The sequence below is a fragment of the Streptomyces xiaopingdaonensis genome, from assembly GCF_000262345.1.
GTDB lineage: Bacteria > Actinomycetota > Actinomycetes > Streptomycetales > Streptomycetaceae > Streptomyces > Streptomyces xiaopingdaonensis.
In genome coordinates this window covers 1-17246 of sequence record NZ_AJTQ01000103.1, presented here as the reverse complement: position 1 = coordinate 17246, position 17246 = coordinate 1, and the positions used below count along the sequence as shown (strand labels likewise).

General features: G+C 73.0%; 17 protein-coding genes, 2 tRNA genes and 1 riboswitch. Of the genes, 10 read left to right on the top strand and 9 right to left on the bottom strand.

The features are described from left to right. The first annotated feature begins 107 nt into the window (after positions 1–107). The 4 genes from UWG_RS0107755 (at position 108) to UWG_RS0107740 (ending at position 4633) form a co-directional block, all read left to right on the top strand. Positions 108–1082 (top strand): SGNH/GDSL hydrolase family protein, encoded by a 975-nt coding sequence (locus tag UWG_RS0107755; protein ID WP_016906633.1) that lies wholly within the window; start codon positions 108–110, stop codon positions 1080–1082. Positions 1083–1378: 296 nt separating this feature from the next. Next, on the top strand, positions 1379–2530 hold the full coding sequence (locus tag UWG_RS0107750) for a mandelate racemase/muconate lactonizing enzyme family protein (protein WP_016906632.1): 1152 nt from the start codon (positions 1379–1381) through the stop codon (positions 2528–2530). Positions 2531–2562: 32 nt separating this feature from the next. Continuing rightward, positions 2563–3594: a zinc-dependent alcohol dehydrogenase gene (locus tag UWG_RS0107745; protein WP_016906631.1), complete on the top strand. Its 1032-nt coding sequence runs from the start codon at positions 2563–2565 to the stop codon at positions 3592–3594. Between the two features lie 49 nt (positions 3595–3643). Beyond that, entirely contained in the window at positions 3644–4633 is a 990-nt protein-coding gene (locus tag UWG_RS0107740) for a hypothetical protein (protein ID WP_016906630.1), read from the top strand. 49 nt (positions 4634–4682) lie between these two features. Here UWG_RS0107740 and UWG_RS0107735 read toward each other — a convergent pair whose 3' ends face one another. Beyond that, a complete protein-coding gene (locus UWG_RS0107735) occupies positions 4683–5711 on the bottom strand; it encodes an NADP-dependent oxidoreductase (RefSeq protein WP_016906629.1) in 1029 nt (342 codons plus the stop codon). A 103-nt stretch (positions 5712–5814) separates the two neighbouring features. Between UWG_RS0107735 and UWG_RS0107730 the strand changes: the two genes are divergently transcribed. After that, positions 5815–6279, top strand: a complete 465-nt coding sequence (locus UWG_RS0107730; RefSeq protein ID WP_016906628.1) for a MarR family winged helix-turn-helix transcriptional regulator — start codon at positions 5815–5817, stop codon at positions 6277–6279. Between the two features lie 29 nt (positions 6280–6308). On the opposite strand, the gene UWG_RS0107725 is transcribed toward UWG_RS0107730, so the two are convergent. From UWG_RS0107725 to UWG_RS33000, 4 genes are all read right to left on the bottom strand, one after another. Continuing rightward, positions 6309–7181: an SMP-30/gluconolactonase/LRE family protein gene (locus tag UWG_RS0107725; protein WP_016906627.1), complete on the bottom strand. Its 873-nt coding sequence runs from the start codon at positions 7179–7181 to the stop codon at positions 6309–6311. A 5-nt stretch (positions 7182–7186) separates the two neighbouring features. After that, entirely contained in the window at positions 7187–7969 is a 783-nt protein-coding gene (locus UWG_RS0107720) for an IclR family transcriptional regulator (protein WP_016906626.1), read from the bottom strand. 120 nt (positions 7970–8089) lie between these two features. Further along, the gene (gene ku / locus UWG_RS0107715; RefSeq protein WP_016906625.1) at positions 8090–9040 is read right to left on the bottom strand and encodes a non-homologous end joining protein Ku; all 951 of its coding nucleotides are present in this window, start codon (positions 9038–9040) and stop codon (positions 8090–8092) included. Between the two features lie 31 nt (positions 9041–9071). Next, a complete protein-coding gene (locus tag UWG_RS33000) occupies positions 9072–9506 on the bottom strand; it encodes a hypothetical protein (RefSeq protein ID WP_157838541.1) in 435 nt (144 codons plus the stop codon). Between the two features lie 115 nt (positions 9507–9621). Between UWG_RS33000 and ligD the strand changes: the two genes are divergently transcribed. Next, positions 9622–10509: a non-homologous end-joining DNA ligase gene (gene ligD / locus UWG_RS0107710; protein ID WP_016906624.1), complete on the top strand. Its 888-nt coding sequence runs from the start codon at positions 9622–9624 to the stop codon at positions 10507–10509. Positions 10510–10518: 9 nt separating this feature from the next. On the opposite strand, the gene UWG_RS0107705 is transcribed toward ligD, so the two are convergent. Further along, positions 10519–10815 (bottom strand): hypothetical protein, encoded by a 297-nt coding sequence (locus UWG_RS0107705; protein ID WP_016906623.1) that lies wholly within the window; start codon positions 10813–10815, stop codon positions 10519–10521. A gap of 182 nt (positions 10816–10997) precedes the next feature. On the opposite strand from UWG_RS0107705, the gene UWG_RS0107700 reads away from it, so the two are divergent. Together UWG_RS0107700 and UWG_RS0107695 are read left to right on the top strand one after the other, a co-directional pair. Continuing rightward, a tRNA-Asn gene (locus tag UWG_RS0107700) sits at positions 10998–11070 on the top strand. A 209-nt stretch (positions 11071–11279) separates the two neighbouring features. Continuing rightward, positions 11280–11353, top strand: a tRNA-Ile gene (locus UWG_RS0107695). Between the two features lie 932 nt (positions 11354–12285). On the opposite strand, the gene UWG_RS0107690 is transcribed toward UWG_RS0107695, so the two are convergent. Continuing rightward, positions 12286–13569, bottom strand: coding sequence for a choice-of-anchor A family protein (locus tag UWG_RS0107690; protein ID WP_016906622.1), 1284 nt, complete (start codon positions 13567–13569; stop codon positions 12286–12288). Positions 13570–13751: 182 nt separating this feature from the next. Here UWG_RS0107690 and UWG_RS0107685 point away from each other — a divergent pair, with 182 nt between their 5' ends. Next, a complete protein-coding gene (locus UWG_RS0107685; RefSeq protein ID WP_016906621.1) occupies positions 13752–13976 on the top strand; it encodes a hypothetical protein in 225 nt (74 codons plus the stop codon). 10 nt (positions 13977–13986) lie between these two features. Here the strand turns inward: UWG_RS0107685 and UWG_RS0107680 are convergent, their stop codons facing one another. Further along, the gene (locus tag UWG_RS0107680; RefSeq protein ID WP_016906620.1) at positions 13987–15183 is read right to left on the bottom strand and encodes a MalY/PatB family protein; all 1197 of its coding nucleotides are present in this window, start codon (positions 15181–15183) and stop codon (positions 13987–13989) included. 233 nt (positions 15184–15416) lie between these two features. Beyond that, positions 15417–15731, bottom strand: a complete 315-nt coding sequence (locus UWG_RS0107675) for a DMT family transporter (protein ID WP_033196022.1) — start codon at positions 15729–15731, stop codon at positions 15417–15419. 11 nt (positions 15732–15742) lie between these two features. Beyond that, positions 15743–15808, bottom strand: a riboswitch (guanidine-III (ykkC-III) riboswitch). Between the two features lie 169 nt (positions 15809–15977). On the opposite strand from UWG_RS0107675, the gene UWG_RS0107670 reads away from it, so the two are divergent. Further along, a complete protein-coding gene (locus tag UWG_RS0107670) occupies positions 15978–17135 on the top strand; it encodes an agmatinase family protein (RefSeq protein WP_016906618.1) in 1158 nt (385 codons plus the stop codon). The last annotated feature ends 111 nt before the right edge of the window (positions 17136–17246 follow it).

Genomic DNA, 17246 nt, shown 5'->3' with positions numbered 1-17246 from the left:
AGCCACCGTGCGGTGACGTACGGTCGGTTGTGCACCGGAGCGCCACACCTCGGACACCCGGCCGCCTCCGCGCGGCCGACAGAGCACAGCGCCGGGACGGGAGCCAGATGACGCACGACGACGGGGACGCACAGCGCCCACCAGGTGGGCGGCGGCGGGGAGTTGGGGCCCGCGGCGTCGCCGTCGGCGCGTTCGCGGCGGCGCTCGCCGCAGGGCTCGCGCTCGCCGCGGTCCACGGGGGCTCGGGCTCCGGTGGCAGCGGCGCGAAGACCCCGCGCACAGACGCCTCCGCACGCCCCTCCGCCTCGCCGTCGCCCACGTCCGAATCGGAATGGAACCGCGCGCCCGAGTCGCTCGCCGCCGTCGGGGACTCCATCACCCGCGGGTTCGACGCCTGTTCGCTCCTGGCCGACTGCCCTTCGGCCTCCTGGGCGACCGGCACCGACCGCTCCGTCGGCAGCCTCGCCTCCCGCCTCCTGGAGAGGCCGAAGGCGCACAGCTCCAACCACGCGGTGAGCGGCTCGCGGATGGCCGACCTGCCGCAGCAGATGCGCAGGGCCGCCACGCACGACCCCGACCTCGTCACCGTGATGACCGGCGCCAACGACGCCTGCCGGCAGACGACGGCGCAGATGACGCCGGTCGCCGAATTCCGCGAGTCCTTCCGGGAGGCGCTCCGCACGCTCCGCGCCGACCGGCCGAAGGCGCAGGTGTACGTCGCGAGCGTGCCCGACCTCCTGCGGCTGTGGGAGCAGGGGCGGGACAACCCGACGAGCGTGCGGGTGTGGGGGCTCGGTATCTGCCAGTCGATGCTCAAGGACCCGCAGTCCGACCGTCCCGTCGACGACAAGCGCCGCCAGGAGGTGCGCGAGCGGGTCGTGGCGTACAACGGCGCGCTCCGGGAGGTCTGCGCCGCCGACGCGCGGTGCAGGTACGACGAGGGCGCCGTCTTCGACTTCCGCTTCAGCGCCGGCGAACTCAGCAGTTGGGACTGGTTCCACCCCAGCCGCCAGGGGCAGCAGCGCCTCGCCGACCTCGCGTACCGGCAGATCACGGCGGAGGAAGACGCCGGGTCCGACTGACCGCGTCACCTTCGCACGCGCCCCTTCACCGGACGGAGTGACATCCCGTACCGCGGCCGATCAGCGAACTACCTCCGCTGACAAGGGAGTTCGTCGACGCCCTGGCGCGTGTTCCCCGCGACCGACCCATTGACGCCGGTGCCGGGCGTCCTTAGATTCACTTCCGTATTTCGAACGGCGATCGATATACCGAACACTCCGTACGAGAGCCACGCCGGCTCCCCGCCGGACGGCAGGCACCGCCTGGCGCCCGGAGGCCCAAGGCACCGCCAGGCACTGACCGAAGGGGCAACACCGTGCGCATCACCGGCCTCAGCACCCACGTCGTCGGCACCCCGTGGCGCAACCTGACCTACGTCGTCGTCCACACCGACGAGGGCCTCACCGGCGTCGGCGAGACGCGCATGCTCGGGCACACCGACGCGCTCGTCGGCTACCTGAAGGAGGCCGAGGCCAACCACGTCGTCGGCTCCGACCCGTTCGCCGTCGCCGACCTCGTGCAGCGGATGAAGTACGGGGACTTCGGACGGGCCGGGGAGATCGTGATGTCCGGCATCGCCTGTGTGGAGATGGCGTGTTGGGACATCAAGGGCAAGGCGCTCGGCGTCCCCGTCTGGCAGTTGCTCGGCGGACGGGTGCGCGAGCGCGTCAAGGCGTACGCCAACGGCTGGTACACCACCGAGCGCACCCCCGAGGCGTACCACGAGGCCGCACGCGGCGTCGTCGAGGCCGGCTACCGCGCCCTGAAGATCGACCCGTTCGGAAACGGCAGGCTGGAGCTGGACACCGAGGCCACGCGGTACGCCGTCTCGCTCATCGAGGCCGTCCGCGACGCGATCGGCCCGGACACCGAGCTGATGCTGGAGATGCACGGGAGGTTCAGCCCCGCGACCGCCGTTCGCCTCGCCCGCGAGCTGGCGCCGTTCCGGCCGGCCTGGCTGGAGGAGCCGGTGCCGCCGGAGAACCTCAAGGCACTCGCCAAGGTCGCCGAGAAGGTGGACCAGCCGATCGCCACCGGCGAGCGGATACACGACCGGATCGAGTTCCGCGAGCTCTTCGAGTCCCAGGCCGCCGACATCGTCCAACCCGACGTCGGCCACCTCGGCGGCATCCTGGAGACGCGCCAACTCGCCGCCACCGCCGACACGCACCACATGCTCCTCGCACCGCACAACGTCGGCGGCTCCGTGCTCACCGCCGCCTCCCTCCAACTCGGCTTCTCCACCCCCAACTTCAAGGTGCTGGAGCACTTCAACGACTTCGCGGACGCCGAGATAAAACACATCGTCAAGGGCGCACCCGAGGTCGTCGACGGGTACTTCGCGCTGTCCGGGTCCCCCGGCCTCGGCGTCGAGCTCGACACCGAGGCGGCGGCCGAACTCCCGCAGCAGCGCGCACACTTCGACCTCTGGGCCGAGGGCTGGGAGCGCCGCGCGCCGAAGAGCTGAGCCGCGCCCCACCGCCCGCGGAAGGAGACACCTTGAGCCGGAGCACCACCCGTCAGGTACGCGCCGTCGTCGTCGACGCGCCAGGCACCCACCGCGTCGTCAGCGGCCCACCGCCGCCACCCGGTCCCGGCGAGGTGCGCATTGCGGTGCACGCCGCGGGGGTGTGCGCGAGCGACCGCGAGGTCTGGCAGGGCACCCGCGCCGAGGGGTACGTCCGCTATCCGGTGGTCCCGGGGCACGAGTGGGCGGGGACGGTCGAGGCAGTCGGCGAGGGCGTCGACCCTGCGCTGCTCCGACGCCGTACCGTCGCCGAGGGGTTCCGCGCCTGCCGCAGGTGCACCCGGTGCCGCGAGGGCGCCACCAGCCTGTGCACGGGCGGCTACGACGAGACGGGGTTCACCAGCCCCGGCGGCTTCGCCGACACCCTCGTCGTCCCCGCCGACCTGCTCCACCTCCTCCCCGACGACGCCGACCTGCGCGCGGCCGCGCTCCTCGAACCGGCAGCCGTCGCCGCCGCGGCCGTCCTCGCGGGCGCACCACGGCCGGGAGAGCGGGTAGCGGTGCTCGGCGCGGGCACGCTGGGGCAGTTGGCCGTACGACTCCTCGCCGCCTCCTCCCCCGCCGAACTCCTCGCCGTCGATCCGCGCCCCGCAGCGAGGGAGCGTGCGCTCTCCATGGGCGCCACCGCCGAGAGCGCCGACTCCCCCACCGACGAACCCGACTGGGACCTGGTCGTGGAGGCGGCGGGGGCGCGCGACACCGCGAGGGACGCATGCCTGCTCGCACGGCGCGGCGGCCGCGTCGTCCTCACGGGGATGTTCGCCGACGGCGCCGAAGGCATCGACCCCGTCCACCTCTCGGTGAGCCAACTCACCGTCCGCTCGGTCTTCGGCGCCTCCTCGGCGGCGTGGAGCCACGCCGTACGCGCCTTCTCCACCGGAGTGCTGCCGCCGGCGGCGGTCGCCTCCCTGATCACGCACGAACTGCCGCTCGCCGAGTTCCCCGCGGCGATGGCGCTCGTCGGGGAGGGCGGCACGGGCAAGGTGCTGCTCAGACCCGACTGACCAGGACCCTCCCCGGCACCGTCCCTTCCGCCCGAACACCTGGAGCACCGTGCGTACTTCACCGGGTACCGCTTCCGCGCCCGCCGCATCCCCGCGCACCCCCGCGGGTGCCGCGCTCGCCTCGCTCGGCGTCCCCGTCCCCGCCCCGTCGCCCGAGGACGCCTCGCGGCACGCCTTCCCCGACGGGGGGCGCTGGCGCACCGAGGTGCCGTCCGTCGAGGGACCCGAGGCGCTGGAGACGGTGGTGCGCGAGGCGGAGCGCCTCGACGTGCCGCTGCACCGCATCAGCCAGGGCAGCGGCGTGTGGATGCTCACCGACGCGGAGATCTCCGAGATGGTCGCGGTCTGCGCCGAACGCCGCGTCGAGCTCTGCCTCTTCACGGGGCCGCGCGGCACCTGGGACACCGGTGCGTCCACCCGCACCGACTCCGGCGGGGCCGGCCTGCGCGCCCGCGGCCAGGACGCGGTCGCCGGCTGCGTCGAGGACGCGCTGCGCGCCGCCGAACTCGGCGTACGGTGCCTGCTCGTCGCCGACGAAGGGGTGCTCTGGCTGCTCCACCGGCTGCGCGCGGCAGGGCGGTTGCCCGCGGAGACGACGCTGAAGGTCTCCGCGCTCATCGGCCCCGTCAACCCGGCGTCCTACGCGGTCTACGAGCGCCTCGGCGCCGACTCGCTCAACGTCCCCTCCGACCTGACGCTCCAGCACCTCACCGAGATACGCCGGTCGAGCCCCGCCCCGCTCGACCTCTACCTGGAGGCCCCCGACGACCTCGGCGGCTACGTCCGCATGTACGAAGCCGCCGAGCTGATCCGCCGCGCAGCACCGCTCTACCTCAAGTTCGGCCTCAGCAAGGCCCCCGGCATCTACCCCTACGGCGCCCACCTGCGCGAGACCACCCTCGCCACGGCCCGCGAGCGCGTACGCCGCGGCCGTCTCGCGCTGGACCTCCTGGAGCGGCTCGGCGCGGCGGACGGGATGTCGCCGCTCGGTTCCCGTCTCCCCGGCGAGCTGTCCCGCTTCCCGGTGCCGGAAGGCTGAGCCCTGCGGGGCCCCACCGAGCCGGGGCCCCGCATCCGACGTGCCCGGCTCAGTGCGCGAGGCGGACGACCATCTTCCCGGTGTTCTCGCCGCGCAGCATGCCGAGGAAGGCGTCGACGCCGTTCTCGATGCCGTCCACGAAGGTCTCGTCGTAGACGAGTTCGCCGGACCGAATCCAGGCCGGCACCTCCTCGAGGAACTGGGGCCTGAGCGCCTGGTGGTCCTGGACGAGCATGCCCTGGAGGCGGATGCGCTTCTTGATCAGCTGGGCGAGGTTGCGCGGCGCCGGCTGCGCCTCGGTCGCGTTGTACTGCGAGATCATGCCGCAGATCGCCGCACGCCCGTGGACGTTGAAGGAGCGCAGCGCCGCCTCCAGGTGGTCGCCGCCCACGTTGTCGAAGTAGACGTCGATCCCGTCGGGCGCCGCCGCCTTCAACTGCTCGGTGACCGGCGCCGACTTGTAGTTGAACGCCTCGGTGAAGCCGTACCGCCCGGTGAGCTTGGCGACCTTCTCGTCGCTCCCCGCACTGCCGATCACCCGCGAGGCGCCCTTGATCCTGGCGATCTGCCCCACGATGCTGCCGACCGCGCCCGCGGCCCCCGAGACGAAGACCGCGTCGCCCGGCTGGAACGAGGCGACCTCCAACAGTCCTGCGTACGCGGTGAGTCCGGGCATCCCCAGCACACCGAGGTAGGCGGTGAGCGGCGCCGCCTCCGCCGAGATCTTCCCCGCGTGCTCGGCGGGCAGGGTGGCGTACTCGCGCCAGCCGAGACCGTGCACCACGTGGTCGCCGGGTGCGTACCCCTCCGCACGGGAGGCGAGAACCTCTCCGACGGCACCGCCGTCCATGGGCCGGTCGAGCTGGAAGGGCGCGGCGTAGGACTTCACGTCGTCCATCCGCCCGCGCATGTACGGATCGACGGAGAACGCGAGGTTCCGCACGAGGATCTGCCCGTCCTCGGGCTCGGCGACGGACTCCTCACGCAGCGCGAAGTCGTCCGGTTCCGGCCAGCCCTTCGGCCGCGCGGTCAACTGCCAGTTGCGACCTGTCGCCGGGATCGTCTCGGACGACGCCATGGGGGAACACCTCCGCGAACGGTTACTTCAGAACGTGAAGCAACAATGCGTGGAAGAATTTCACGTTGTCAAACAACCCGCGCTGCTGGCTACCCTGTACGGCATGGCAGTCCCCCGTCCCGCACCGGCGTCGCGGCCCGCGCCCCTCGACGAGCTGAGCCTCGAGGTCGTCGAGCTCGTCGGTGCCGTCGTCGCGCGCTACCACGAGGAGTACGAACGGGCCGCCGCCGAGCACGCATTGACCGGCGCGCAGGCGCGGCTGCTGGCGCTGCTCGCACGCGGACCGATGCCGATGCGGCGGATCGCCGAACACCTCAAGTGCGAGCCGTCGAACGTCACGGGCATAGTCGACCGGCTGGAGAGCCGCGGCCTCGTCGAGCGCCGCGCGGACCCCGGCGACCGCCGGGTCAAGGTCGCCTACGCCACCGAGGGAGGCGAGGCGACGGCGCAGAGCCTCCGCGGCGGCCTGGAGTTCGCCCGCGAGCCCCTCGCGGAACTCGCCCCCGGGGAGCGCACCCACCTGCGCGACCTGCTGCGCCGCATACTCGGCGCCGAAGCGGTCGACTGAGCAACCAACCCGCACCGCGCACAGGGAATTCACCCCGCGAACGGCACCCCCGCCAGCCCCTCCCCCACCCCGGGCAGCACCAGCAACGACCCGGCGAGCGGCCTGACCGCCGGGTGATCGCCGCCGCGCGCCGTGGTGACGTAGAGGTCGCGCAGGTCGGTGCCGCCGAAGGCGCACGCCGTCGGACGCGCCGCGGGGATCGTCCAGGCGCCGTCGAGTTCGCCGCGGGGCGTGTAGCGGCGGACGGCGGCACCGTCCCAGAGCGCCACCCAGACGCAGCCCACCGCGTCGACGGCGAGGCCGTCCGGGTAGCCAGCGCCCTCCTCGATCTCCACGAGCGTGCGCCGCTCGCCGAGCCGGACGCCGGAGGCGTCGGCCTCGGGGCGGTAGACGTCGATCCGGCGCGTGGGGGTGTCGACGTAGTAGAGGAGGGTGCCGTCGGGGCTCCAGCCGAGTCCGTTGCTGACGGTGACCCGGGGCAGGAGCACCTGCACGCCGCCGTCGCCGGTGTGGCGGCTGAGCGTGCCGCCGCCCGTGGCCTCGTCGTAGCGCATGGTGCCCGCCCACAGCGCACCGTCGGGAGCGACGGCCGCGTCGTTTGCCCGGCGGCCCGGGACGGGCTCCCGGCTGAGCCAGGAGAAGGCTCCGTCCTCGTCGTAACACCCCACGCCGTCCCGCAGGTTGACGACGAGCCCGCCGCCGGCCCGCGGCTTCGCCGCCCCCACGTGCTGCCCCACGTCGAGGACGCTGCGCACCCCGCTCCCCGGTGCCCAGGTGTGGACGCGCGAGGAGAGGATGTCGACCCACACGAGCCGGGACCTCGCCGCGTCCCAGGTGGGCCCCTCGCCGAGCCTCGCGGCCGCGTGGACCGCTACCTCGGGTGCTGCCGCTCTCGCTGCCATCGTCCTCACATCCGCCTCTCGCGCCGTGTGTGACCGAGCCGTTCGGAGAGTTCGCCCGCGCCCCGCCGCACCAGTGCCTCCAGCTCCACCCGGCGCTCCCGCGCGAACCGCACGACCGGCACCGAGACGCTCAGCGCGGCGACGACCCGTCCCGCCGCGTCCCGCACCGGCGCCGCCACGCACCCTACGTCCCGGTTGGACTCCTGCCATTCCACCGCCACGCCCCGCTCCGCCGCCTCGAGCAACGCTCCGCGCAGCGCCTCGGGTTCGGCGAGCGAGTACGGCGTCATCGCGCGCAGCGGTCCGGCTTCGGCGAGCCTTGCCTCCAGCTCGTCCGGCGGGAGCGAGGCGAGGAGCATCTTGCCGACCGCCGTGCAGTGCGCCGGCAGCCTGCGTCCCGCCGCCGAGACCATGCGGACCGTACGGGTGCTGTCGGCCTTGGCGATGTAGATGACGTCGAGCTCTTCGAGGACGGCGACGTGCACCGTCTCCTCGCACTCCTCCGCGACGGCCCGGGCCACGGACTGCCCCTCGGAGGCGAGGTCCATCTGCTCGGCGTACCTGCTGCCCAACTGGTAGGCGCGGACCCCGAGGCGGTAACGGGTCGGCTGCTCGGGGAGCGGCACGAGGAAGTTGCGGGCGGCGAGCGTGGTGACGAGCTCGTGGACGGTGGTGCGCGGCAGTCGGAGCCGGCGGGTGATCTCGGGGGCACTGAGGGTGCCGTCCCCTTCGAGGAAGAGTTCCAGGATGTCGAGTGCCCTCGTGACCGCGGGCACCAGCCGCCCCATGCCCGCCACCCCCTCTGCGCCCCGCTTGTTCGAGGACCCGAAAACCGATCGATATACCGATCAGACCCTACTGCGGCAGGCACCGGGCGGCAACGCCCTCGGCCCCGAACTCCCGTGAGACTAGGCGGACTTGCGCGGACGCGAGGCGGTCTTCTTCGCAGCGGTCTTCTTCGCGGCCGCCTTCTTCTGCGCGGACTTCCCGCCCGCCTTCTCCGCCGTCTTCTTCGCCGCAGCCTTCTTCGCGGCGCCCTTCTTCCGGGCCGCCTTCTTCGCCGCACCCCCGGAGGAGGAGCCACCGCCCTTCGCCGCCTTGACGCTGTTCTCCAGCGCCGACATCAGATCGATGACGTTGCCGCCCCGCTCCCGCGGCCCCCGCTCGTGCGGCGGCTCGACGCCCTCCAGCCGCGCCTCGACGACCGCCAGGAGCGCCGCCGTGTACTCGTCCTGCAGCGCCGAGAGTTGGAACCCCTCCGAGAGCGTCTCCATCAGCGACCGCGCCATCTTCAGCTCCTGCGGACGCACCGTCACGTCCTCCTTCGGCGCCACCTCGCCGGCGTCCCGCACCTCGTCGGGCCACAGGCAGGTCTGGAGCACGAGGGTCTCCCCGTGGACGCGGAGCACGGCGAGCGACTCCCGGGAACGCAGGGCGATCTTCGTCACCGCCATCTGGCCCGACTCCGTCAGCGCCTCCCGCAGCAGCACGTACGGCTTGTGCGCCGCACGGTCGGTGACCCCGACGTAGTACGCGCGCGAATACATCAGCGGATCGATCTCGGAGGCGTCGACGAAGGCGAGCACCTCGATCGTCTTCTTGCTGGGGATGGGGAGTTCGGCGAGGTCCTCCTCGGAGAGCGTGACGGTGGTCCCGTCCGGCGCCTGGTATCCCCGGGCGATCTCGGAGTACGGGACCTCCTTGTCCTCCACCTCGCAGAAGCGCCGCATCCGAATGCGCGATCCGTCCCTGCGGTGGACCTGGTGGAGCGGAACGTCGTGCTCCCGGGTGGCAGCGAAGAGCTGCACGGGGATCGTGACCAGGCCGAACGAGACCGCGCCCTTCCAGGTGGCCCTCATGCCGAGCTCCTTTCCCCGCGTCCGCTCCAGGCTAGGGCGGCGCAGGCTCCGGCGATATTCGGCCGCCGCCGGGCGCCTGACCACCCGGGGACGGGCCGCGTCGAAGCAGCCACCGGCCGCGCGCCCGGCCCGCACTACGGACGGTGATCTCCGCACCCTCCGGCGGGTAGGCGATCCCCCGGTACGCGTACGGCGACGTACCCCGCGAGGTGATGCGCGAGAGCGAGCCGAGCCCGCTGCCGACATCGACCACGACCGGCGCAGCCGCTCCTCCCCGGATCACCGGTACCAGGAAGGCGCTGCGGCACTGGTCGCCATGGCGACGGGTGAGTTCCGTGCGGCCGTACGGCGATGGCGCGGCCGGGAGGCGGCCGCCCAACTCCGCGCCCGCAGCGAGCGGTTCGCTGAGCTCCGGAACGCGGGCACGGCCGGCCGCCACGCGGCCGCACGCAAGAATGTCGACCATCGCGGCTGCGCACCGTCGCCCTCGCCCACGACGTCCTCCCCGCATCGAGCGCGAACCCAGCCGCACCGGCGCGCAACTCCGCACCGAGCGCCCCTTCTGTGGGATTCTCGGCCCTATGCCGCAAACGGAGATCGACGGCCGCACACTCAAGCTCAGCAACCTGGACAAGGTGCTCTACCCGGAGACGGGCTTCACCAAGGGCGAGGCGATCCACTACTACGCCACCGTCGCCCGCACCGTCCTGGCCCACATCGACGAGCGCCCGCTCTCCTTCCTCCGGTACCCCGACGGCGTCGAGGGCGAGCGGTTCTTCACCAAGCACGTCCCCCAGGGCGCCCCGGACTGGCTGACGGTGCGCGAGATCACGGTGGCGAGCAAGAAGCCGATGGAACAGGTACTCCTCGCCGACCGCCCGAGCCTCGTCTGGGCGGCCAACCTCGCGGCCCTGGAACTCCACACCCCGCAGTGGCAGGTGCCGCACCAGGGCGAGTCCGACCGCCTCGTCTTCGACCTCGACCCCGGCCCCGGAGCCGACATCCTCGACTGCCGCACCGTCGCCGACTGGCTGCGGGAGCGGCTGGAGGCCGACGGAATCGCCGCGTACCCCAAGACCTCGGGCTCCAAGGGACTCCATCTGCTCTCCTCGATCAAGCGGATGCCCTCGCAACGGGTCTCGGACTACGCCAAGGCACTCGCCGCCGAGGCGGCGCGGGAACTCCCCGACCTCGCCGTCAGCCGTATGGAGAAGAATCTCAGAAAGAAGAAGGTCTTCGTCGACTGGTCGCAGAACAACGCGGCGAAGACGACGGCCGCCCCCTACACGCTGCGCGCCAAGGAGCACCCGACCGTCTCCACGCCCGTCGGCTGGGACGAGCTCGCCGCCGCCGACTCCGTCGACGACCTCGTCTTCCTCGCCACCCAACTCCCCGACCGTCTGGAACAGGAGGGCGACCTGATGGCGCCCCTCCTCCTCAAGAAAGGCCGCCGCGCCCTCCCCTCCTGACCGCGCGCCTCAACCGGCGCGCCCGCGCTGCTCGTCGAGCGTGTCGCCGGCGCCTCCCGGGTACCTGATCCGCGCGCTCACCGACGGCGGAAGCCGGTACCCGGTCCGCTCCCCCACCGCGTCGACGGCCTTCGCCGCGGCCTCCCGGCCGGTCTGCACGGCAGCCTCGCCCGCGTTGCGCACCGCCGGGTTCTCGGCGATCCGCCTGGTCGCAGCCGCCAACTGCTCGTACCGCTCGCGGCCGGCCTTCGAGCCGAGTACGTATCCCACCGCCAGTCCGGCGGCGAACGTCAGCCGGTAGCGCATGGCCACCCCTTCCTCCGAGTTGTTCCAGTTCTCCGCTCCACGCGTGCTGCGCGAACCGTCGTGAGCACAGCATGCCGGAGGACGAGCGGGTACCGATTTCGGAGCACCCCCTGGCATGCGCTAATGTATTGCTCACCGCAAGGGAGCGCCCTCGGGAAACGGGGGCGCGGCGGTGCAGACGATCCCGCGTAGCTCAATCGGCAGAGCAGCCGGCTGTTAACCGGCAGGTTACTGGTTCGAGTCCAGTCGCGGGAGCTTCACTCGGAGGGCCCTCTGACAGGGGGCCCTCCTTCTTCTTTCCCATGTACCCGCGGCCGGCGCGCACTTCGACCCGGTTCGTGGAACCGCGGACCCTCCCGACGCTGTCCCTCACTCCGTACGTCTCCCCCGGCCCGGGCGGCAGATCGTATGAGGAGCTATGCTGCGGCAGACGGCGCGCACACATGTACGCGCCGCACCGCTGAGGGGCGGTAGCTCAGCCGGTTAGAGCAACGGACTCATAATCCGTCGGCCGTGGGTTCGAGTCCCACCCGCCCCACCGGGCTCTGCGCCCCCTGATCCGAGCACGGATCGGGGGGCGTTCCCATTGCAGCAGATCGACCCGCCATCGCCTCGCCGACACACTCATGCGAGGAGCAGTGTGGCCCATATCAGGACTCGTCCGGACACATCCCGAACCGTCAGGTGAACAGTCGTCCGGCGTCCGGGCACGAGGCGCGGCGTCGGACCGCGACGGGAAGTGGGTTCGGTCGTCGCCGCACTCCACCGCTCCGGGTATACGCGACAACTCTCCCTCCTGCGGGGGGACTCACCCGTACGCCGCGCGGCACCGGCGAGGTCGGGAGCCATGGCGGCATCACCGGCGCAACCCGCTCAGTCTTCTCCGACGTTGCGGCGAACCCGTTCCGACAACTCCCTGAGCCGCCGGACGGCGGCGACGCTGAGGCCCCGCGACGGATCGCCAGCACCGCACCTCCGGAGTGTTGCCCTTCGCGGTCCGCGCCCCGGCGAAGCCGCCGGAGGGCTGGCGGCCAGCCCCGGTGCGCCTCTGTCCTCGCTCCACCTGACCGGCGGGCCGGCTCCGCGTCCACGTTCTCGGCGATGCGCGCCAGGTCGCCCCTGTCGCTGCGGCGCATCCGGCGGCAGCTTGCGAGCGGAAGAGCCCCCGAACGACTGCGCAGGCAGACCTCGGCGCCGGGGCGCCCTTTGGAACTGCGCTGCGCCCCGGCCGGTCGGCGCGTACGAAAGGCGGTGAGGCATGCGGAGGCGTGCGGGGGAAGGCCAAGGCCCCCTCGTTCTCCTCGTCGAGGAGATGCACCCGGGTGGCGCCTCACGAGCCGGCGGTGCTCTGCAACCGGTACGCGGCCGACCTGGGCCTGGAGGAGATCGCCGTCTACCTGGCCGACGTGCGCCGGGACACCTTGGTCTCGCTGCCCGAGGACCGGCAGAGACCTTCGGTGCGACGTGGGCTCATTCCCGCCGCCGGGCTCGGCGGGCGAGGACGGCAACGGTCACTCCCGCCGCGAGGAGCACCGCCGTGGCGCCCATGAGCCACTCGCCCCCGCCGGCCCCGGTGTCGGAGAGGGCGGGGCCGGTGCCGCCGGCGGGCGTCTCGCCGCCCGTGGCGAGCGGTGCCGCGCGCTCCGATGCGGAGGGCGCGGGCTCCGGCGAGGGCGACTGGGTCCTGCCGTCCTCACCGGGGCCGGACGTCGGCGAGGACTGGCCGGGGCTCGGGCTGCCGGAGGCGTCGGGGCAGGCCGGCAGGTCGCCGGAGAACGGGGTGGCGTCGATTGTCCGGCCGGCCGGGGAGCCGGAAGAGGTGTGGGTGAGGGAACCGGCCGTGTAGAGGCGGCCGTTGGTGCCCGGCAGGTCGAGAGTCGTCCGGCTTCGCGGGTTGCCGACGAGGATGCTCCCCTGGAACGGGTCCGTGCCGTGCAGGTCGACGGTCGCCGCGTCGGGGAAGTTCCACAGCAGGCGCTCGCGCAGGCCGGGGCCCCCGGAGGTCAGGAGGCTCCGGACGCGGCGGGCGTCGCCGTAGAGGTTGACGAGGACGGTCGCGTCCTCCGGTACGGAGGCGAAGCGCAGGGAGGTCCCGTTGCCGGTGGGGGTGGCGAGATCGGCGTCGACGGAGAAGATCTGCAGGTCCGCGTTGCCGTCGCCGGTGAGGACCGTCTCGCGGCCCGTGGTGCGCCAGGTGCCCGTGGGGGCGCGGCGCTCGTCGCCCTCGTACGCGTAGCAGCGGCTCGCGGCGGTGAGCCGGGCGCGAAGGTGCGCGTACTGCCGGGCCGGGTCCGGCGTACGCACCGCCCGAGGCGTGACCGTTCCGGAGAGGGTGCCGCCGTACCTGGTGGCGCCGGCGCCGCCTCCGTCGTGGACGAGGAGCCGCTGCCCCTGCGCCACCGCGAGGTCGCCCCCGACGAGCAGGTGGTCCGAGTCGTCGGACGGCGGCACACGTGAACTGCCGCCTGGCGCACCGATGTTGTAGACCTGCGGGACGCCCGCGCGCTTGCGCAGGTCGAAGTCGCCGAGGACGACGTTGCGCCCCTCCGACTCCGCGGCGGCCTCGCGGACGTCGAAGTCCCCGCCGACGAAGACGTTGAGGTTGGTGTCGCGGTGCGCGACGGGGACGCCGGCCGGGTCCCGCCACGCGGCGGGGCAGTCGTCGCCGAGGCAGGGGCCGAGCCCGCCGGGCAGGGGGTCGGCCGCCGCGGGGAAAGGGAGGAGAGCGAGCGCCGCGCCGTCCTGATCCTGCACCGGACTCTCTGGTTGCCCCTGGCGCGGCTTGCTTCCATGGGAGCGCAATATGAAGCCTCCCCGCGCACCGAGCCGGGAGGGCGCGCCGTTCCCCGAGGACGCTCACGGCGTGCTCACCTGAACATCGGACGCGGCGTCAACCCGGGTTGCGGGCGGCAGTCCGCCCGACCTACGTTGCGGCCATGGCCGCAAGCGAGGCGGAGCAGACGGTGGAGAGCGCGCGGGCCGCGGTGGACGCCGACCCCGAGGTGGGTCTCCGCGGACTCGCCGCGCTGCGGCAGCTCGTCGAGCGGACGGAGGCCGCGCAGGTCGCCAACGCGCGCCGCGCCGGCTGGTCCTGGGACGAGATCGGCAGGGCGCTCGGCGTCAGCAGGCAGGCGGCGCACAAGAAGCACGGCGGGGCGTGAGCGCGCCGTCTCAGGCGCTGCGGAAGACGGACGCCATGCGCGCGACCGCCTCTTCGAGGATCCGGGGCGACGTCGCGTAGTTGAGCCGCACCCGGCCTTCGCCTCCGGTGCCGAAGGCCGGGCCCGACGTGAGGGCGACGCGTCCGCGGTCGAGGAAAGCGGCTGCCGGGTCCTCGCCGAGGCCCAGCGCGCGGCAGTCGAGCCAGGCGAGGATCGTCGCCTCCGGCAGCCGGTAGCCGACGGCGGGCAGGTGGGCGGCGAGGAGGTCGCCGAGGAGCCGGCGGCTGCGGTCGAGGCCGGCGAGGAGCGCGTCGAGCCACTCCCCCGCGTACCGCAGCGCCGCGGTGTGGGCGAGGACCCCGACGTGGCTCGGTCCGTGGCTCACCTCCTCGGGTATGCGCGCCAGTTCGTCGGCCGCGTCGTCGCCGCCCACCGCGACCGCGGCCTTGAGGCCGGCGAGGTTCCACGCCTTCGAGGCCGAGAGCAGCGAGAAGGCCCGCTCGGTGCCGGGGACGGAGAGGTAGGGGGTGTGGTGCGCCCCGTCGAGCACCAGCGGGGCGTGGATCTCGTCGGCGACGACGCGTACCCCGTGCGCCTCGGCGAGCTGCGCGGCCCCCGCGAGCTCCTCCCCGGTGTGGACGGTGCCCGTCGGGTTGTGCGGGTTGCAGAGGACCCAGGCGGCGGTGCGGCCCGACGAGGTCGCGTCGGCGAAGGCGGTGGCGAGGGCGGCGAAGTCGATCCGTCCGCCGGGGTCGAGCGGAGCCTCGAGCACCTTGCGGCCCAGGTGCTCGCAGAACTGGTAGATCGGCGTGTAGACGGGCGAGTTGACGACCACGGCGTCGCCCGGCGAGGTGGTCAGCTTGAGGACCTCGACCATGCCCTGCATCACGTCGGCGACGAGCGCCGTGCGGTCGGCGGGGAAGGACCAGCCCCAGCGGGCGCGTGCGAAGGCGTCGAGCGCTTCGGCGTACTCGGTGCCGAAGGCGTAGCCGGTGTCGCCGAGGCGCAGCGCCTCCTGCACCGCGTCGACGACGGCGGGGGCGAGCGGGACGTCCATCTCGGCGACCCACAGCGGCAGCACATCGGGCGGATACGCACGCCACTTGGCGCTGGTGCGGCGGCGCAACTCCTCCGGGGCGCACCCGAGCAGCGGGTCCGGCCGCTCTCCGGCGGCGGGTATCCGGGACGGCTGCTCCGCGCTGCGCATGCGACCTCCTGGAGAGCTTCGCCGACCGCTCCACGGTAAGCCGCGTACCCGCGCGACGCTCCCCCTCCGACGCAGATCCGCCGCCGTGCGGCAGGAGGGGCCATGCGTGGGGACCCGGCCGGGTCGGCCCGAGGATCGGGCTGGTCGCTGCCCCGGCACGACGTGGCCGAGCTGAACCGGCGCGCCCCGGACCAACGGGCCCGGGGCTCTCGGCAGTCGGGCCGGCCCGCGGGTCAGTGAGCGGCCTTGAGGCCGACCACGCCGCCGATGATCAGAGCGAGGAAGACCACCTTCAGGGCGCTCACCGGCTCGGCGCCGGTGAGCATCCCGTACACGACGGTGAGCACGGCGCCGATCCCCACCCACACCGCGTAGGCGGTGCCGACGGGGAGGTCGCGCATGGCGTAGGCGAGGCCGCCCATACTCGCCAGCAGACCGAAGCCGAAGACCAGGGAAGGGCCGAGCCTGCTGAAGCCTTCGGATTTGCCGAGGGCGGTCGCCCAGACGGCTTCGAGCAGACCTGAGAGCGCAAGAATCAGCCACGACACGGGTGCCTCCAGACGCGCCGTCTTGTCGCAGGCCGGGTACGGCACCCCTCGTCCGGTAGCCACTCGTCGGGCTCCCACCGAAGTTGGCACACCGGGCGCCGAAAGGCAAAATCCCGACGTCCCAGGTGAGCGGCGTGCTCGGGGTGCGTTCGGGGCTCGGGTGAGTGACGATCGGACGACGGCTCCGGCGCCCGGATCGGGGCTTGTGCACCCGCGGTTGCACCGTCGCGAGGCGGGAGGGCGAGCATGTCCGGATACGAGGGCGGAGGCGCAGGGGAGGGCGCCTGGGCGCAGCGCGCCGAGGCGGATCTGCCCGTCCACCGGCACCGGCAGGAGATCGAGCGGTGCCTCGCGCACGGCCTCCAGGGGGCGCCGACGATCGGCGACCGCACGATCCCGACGTTCGCACGCGGTGAGCTGCCCCACTTCGCCGGTGAGCGGGGCACCTTCATGAAGTGCCCGTTCGTCGAGGACGTCCACGACGTGGGGGACGCGGAGGTGGCGATCTTCGGGGTGCCGCTCGACGCCGGCGCCACCTACCGCCCCGGCACGCGCTTCGGCCCCCAGGGCATCCGCAGGTCGACGAACCTCTTCGGGACGTACTGCTACGAGCTCGGCGTCGACCTGCGGGAGCAGCTCAACATGGTCGACATCGGCGACGTGTTCACCGTCCCCGGCAACCTGGAGAAATCCTTCGACCAGATCAGCCAGGCGATGGCGCACGTGGTGAGCAGCGGCGTGATGCCGGTGGTGATCGGCGGCGACCATTCCATCGGCTACCCGACCATCCGCGGGATGGCACCGCACGTCGGCGGGAACATCGGGATCATCCACTTCGACCGCCACGTCGACACCCAGGAGTCCGACCTCGACGAGCGGATGAACACCTGCCCCTGGTTCCACGCCAACAACATCGCGAACGCGCCGGCGACGAACCTCGTGCAGATCGGCATCGGCGGCTGGCAGGCGCCGCGAGCGGGGGTCGAGGTCGGACGGGAGCGCGGAACCACGATCGTGACGGTCAGTGACGTCGCACGGGTCGGTGTCGAGAAGATCGCCGAGATCGCGTTGGAGACCGCCTGGAAGGATGCCGAGGCCGTCTACCTCTCGTTCGACATCGACGTGATCGACGCCGGGTTCGTGCCCGGCACCGGCTGGCCCGAACCCGGCGGTCTGCTGCCGCGCGAAGCTCTCGACCTCGTCCGGCTCGTCTCCGAACCGGGGTTGGCCGGTATGGAGATCGTCGAGTGTTCGCCGCCGTACGACTGGGCGGAGCAGACGGCGCTGATGAGCAGCCGCATCATCCTCGACAGCCTCGCGGTGCAGACGCGGGCCGGCCGGCTGGGGCGCAAGGCGGCCCGCGGGGACAGGGTCGCCTGGGGGCCCGAGCGCGACCGGGAGTGACGCCGACCGCCCCTGCTCCGTCCGGAGCGGAGGCGTGCTCGGACGGGAGGGTGGACGCCACGCCTGCGACCGATCCCGGGCGGGGCCGCCCCGGCGAAGGCGGTCGCGAGG

Excerpts from the sequence above, each read along its gene's own strand:
- UWG_RS0107755 (WP_016906633.1), top strand. The coding sequence starts at position 108 with ATGACGCACGACGACGGGGACGCACAGCGCCCACCAGGTGGGCGGCGG.
- UWG_RS0107735 (WP_016906629.1), bottom strand. The coding sequence starts at position 5,711 with ATGGCGTCGTCCGAGACGATCCCGGCGACAGGTCGCAACTGGCAGTTG.
- UWG_RS0107730 (WP_016906628.1), top strand. The coding sequence starts at position 5,815 with ATGGCAGTCCCCCGTCCCGCACCGGCGTCGCGGCCCGCGCCCCTCGAC.
- UWG_RS0107725 (WP_016906627.1), bottom strand. The coding sequence starts at position 7,181 with ATGGCAGCGAGAGCGGCAGCACCCGAGGTAGCGGTCCACGCGGCCGCG.
- UWG_RS0107720 (WP_016906626.1), bottom strand. The coding sequence starts at position 7,969 with ATGGGGCGGCTGGTGCCCGCGGTCACGAGGGCACTCGACATCCTGGAA.
- ku (WP_016906625.1), bottom strand. The coding sequence starts at position 9,040 with ATGAGGGCCACCTGGAAGGGCGCGGTCTCGTTCGGCCTGGTCACGATC.
- UWG_RS33000 (WP_157838541.1), bottom strand. The coding sequence starts at position 9,506 with ATGGTCGACATTCTTGCGTGCGGCCGCGTGGCGGCCGGCCGTGCCCGC.
- ligD (WP_016906624.1), top strand. The coding sequence starts at position 9,622 with ATGCCGCAAACGGAGATCGACGGCCGCACACTCAAGCTCAGCAACCTG.
- UWG_RS0107705 (WP_016906623.1), bottom strand. The coding sequence starts at position 10,815 with ATGCGCTACCGGCTGACGTTCGCCGCCGGACTGGCGGTGGGATACGTA.
- UWG_RS0107685 (WP_016906621.1), top strand. The coding sequence starts at position 13,752 with ATGGCCGCAAGCGAGGCGGAGCAGACGGTGGAGAGCGCGCGGGCCGCG.
- UWG_RS0107680 (WP_016906620.1), bottom strand. The coding sequence starts at position 15,183 with ATGCGCAGCGCGGAGCAGCCGTCCCGGATACCCGCCGCCGGAGAGCGG.
- UWG_RS0107670 (WP_016906618.1), top strand. The coding sequence starts at position 15,978 with ATGTCCGGATACGAGGGCGGAGGCGCAGGGGAGGGCGCCTGGGCGCAG.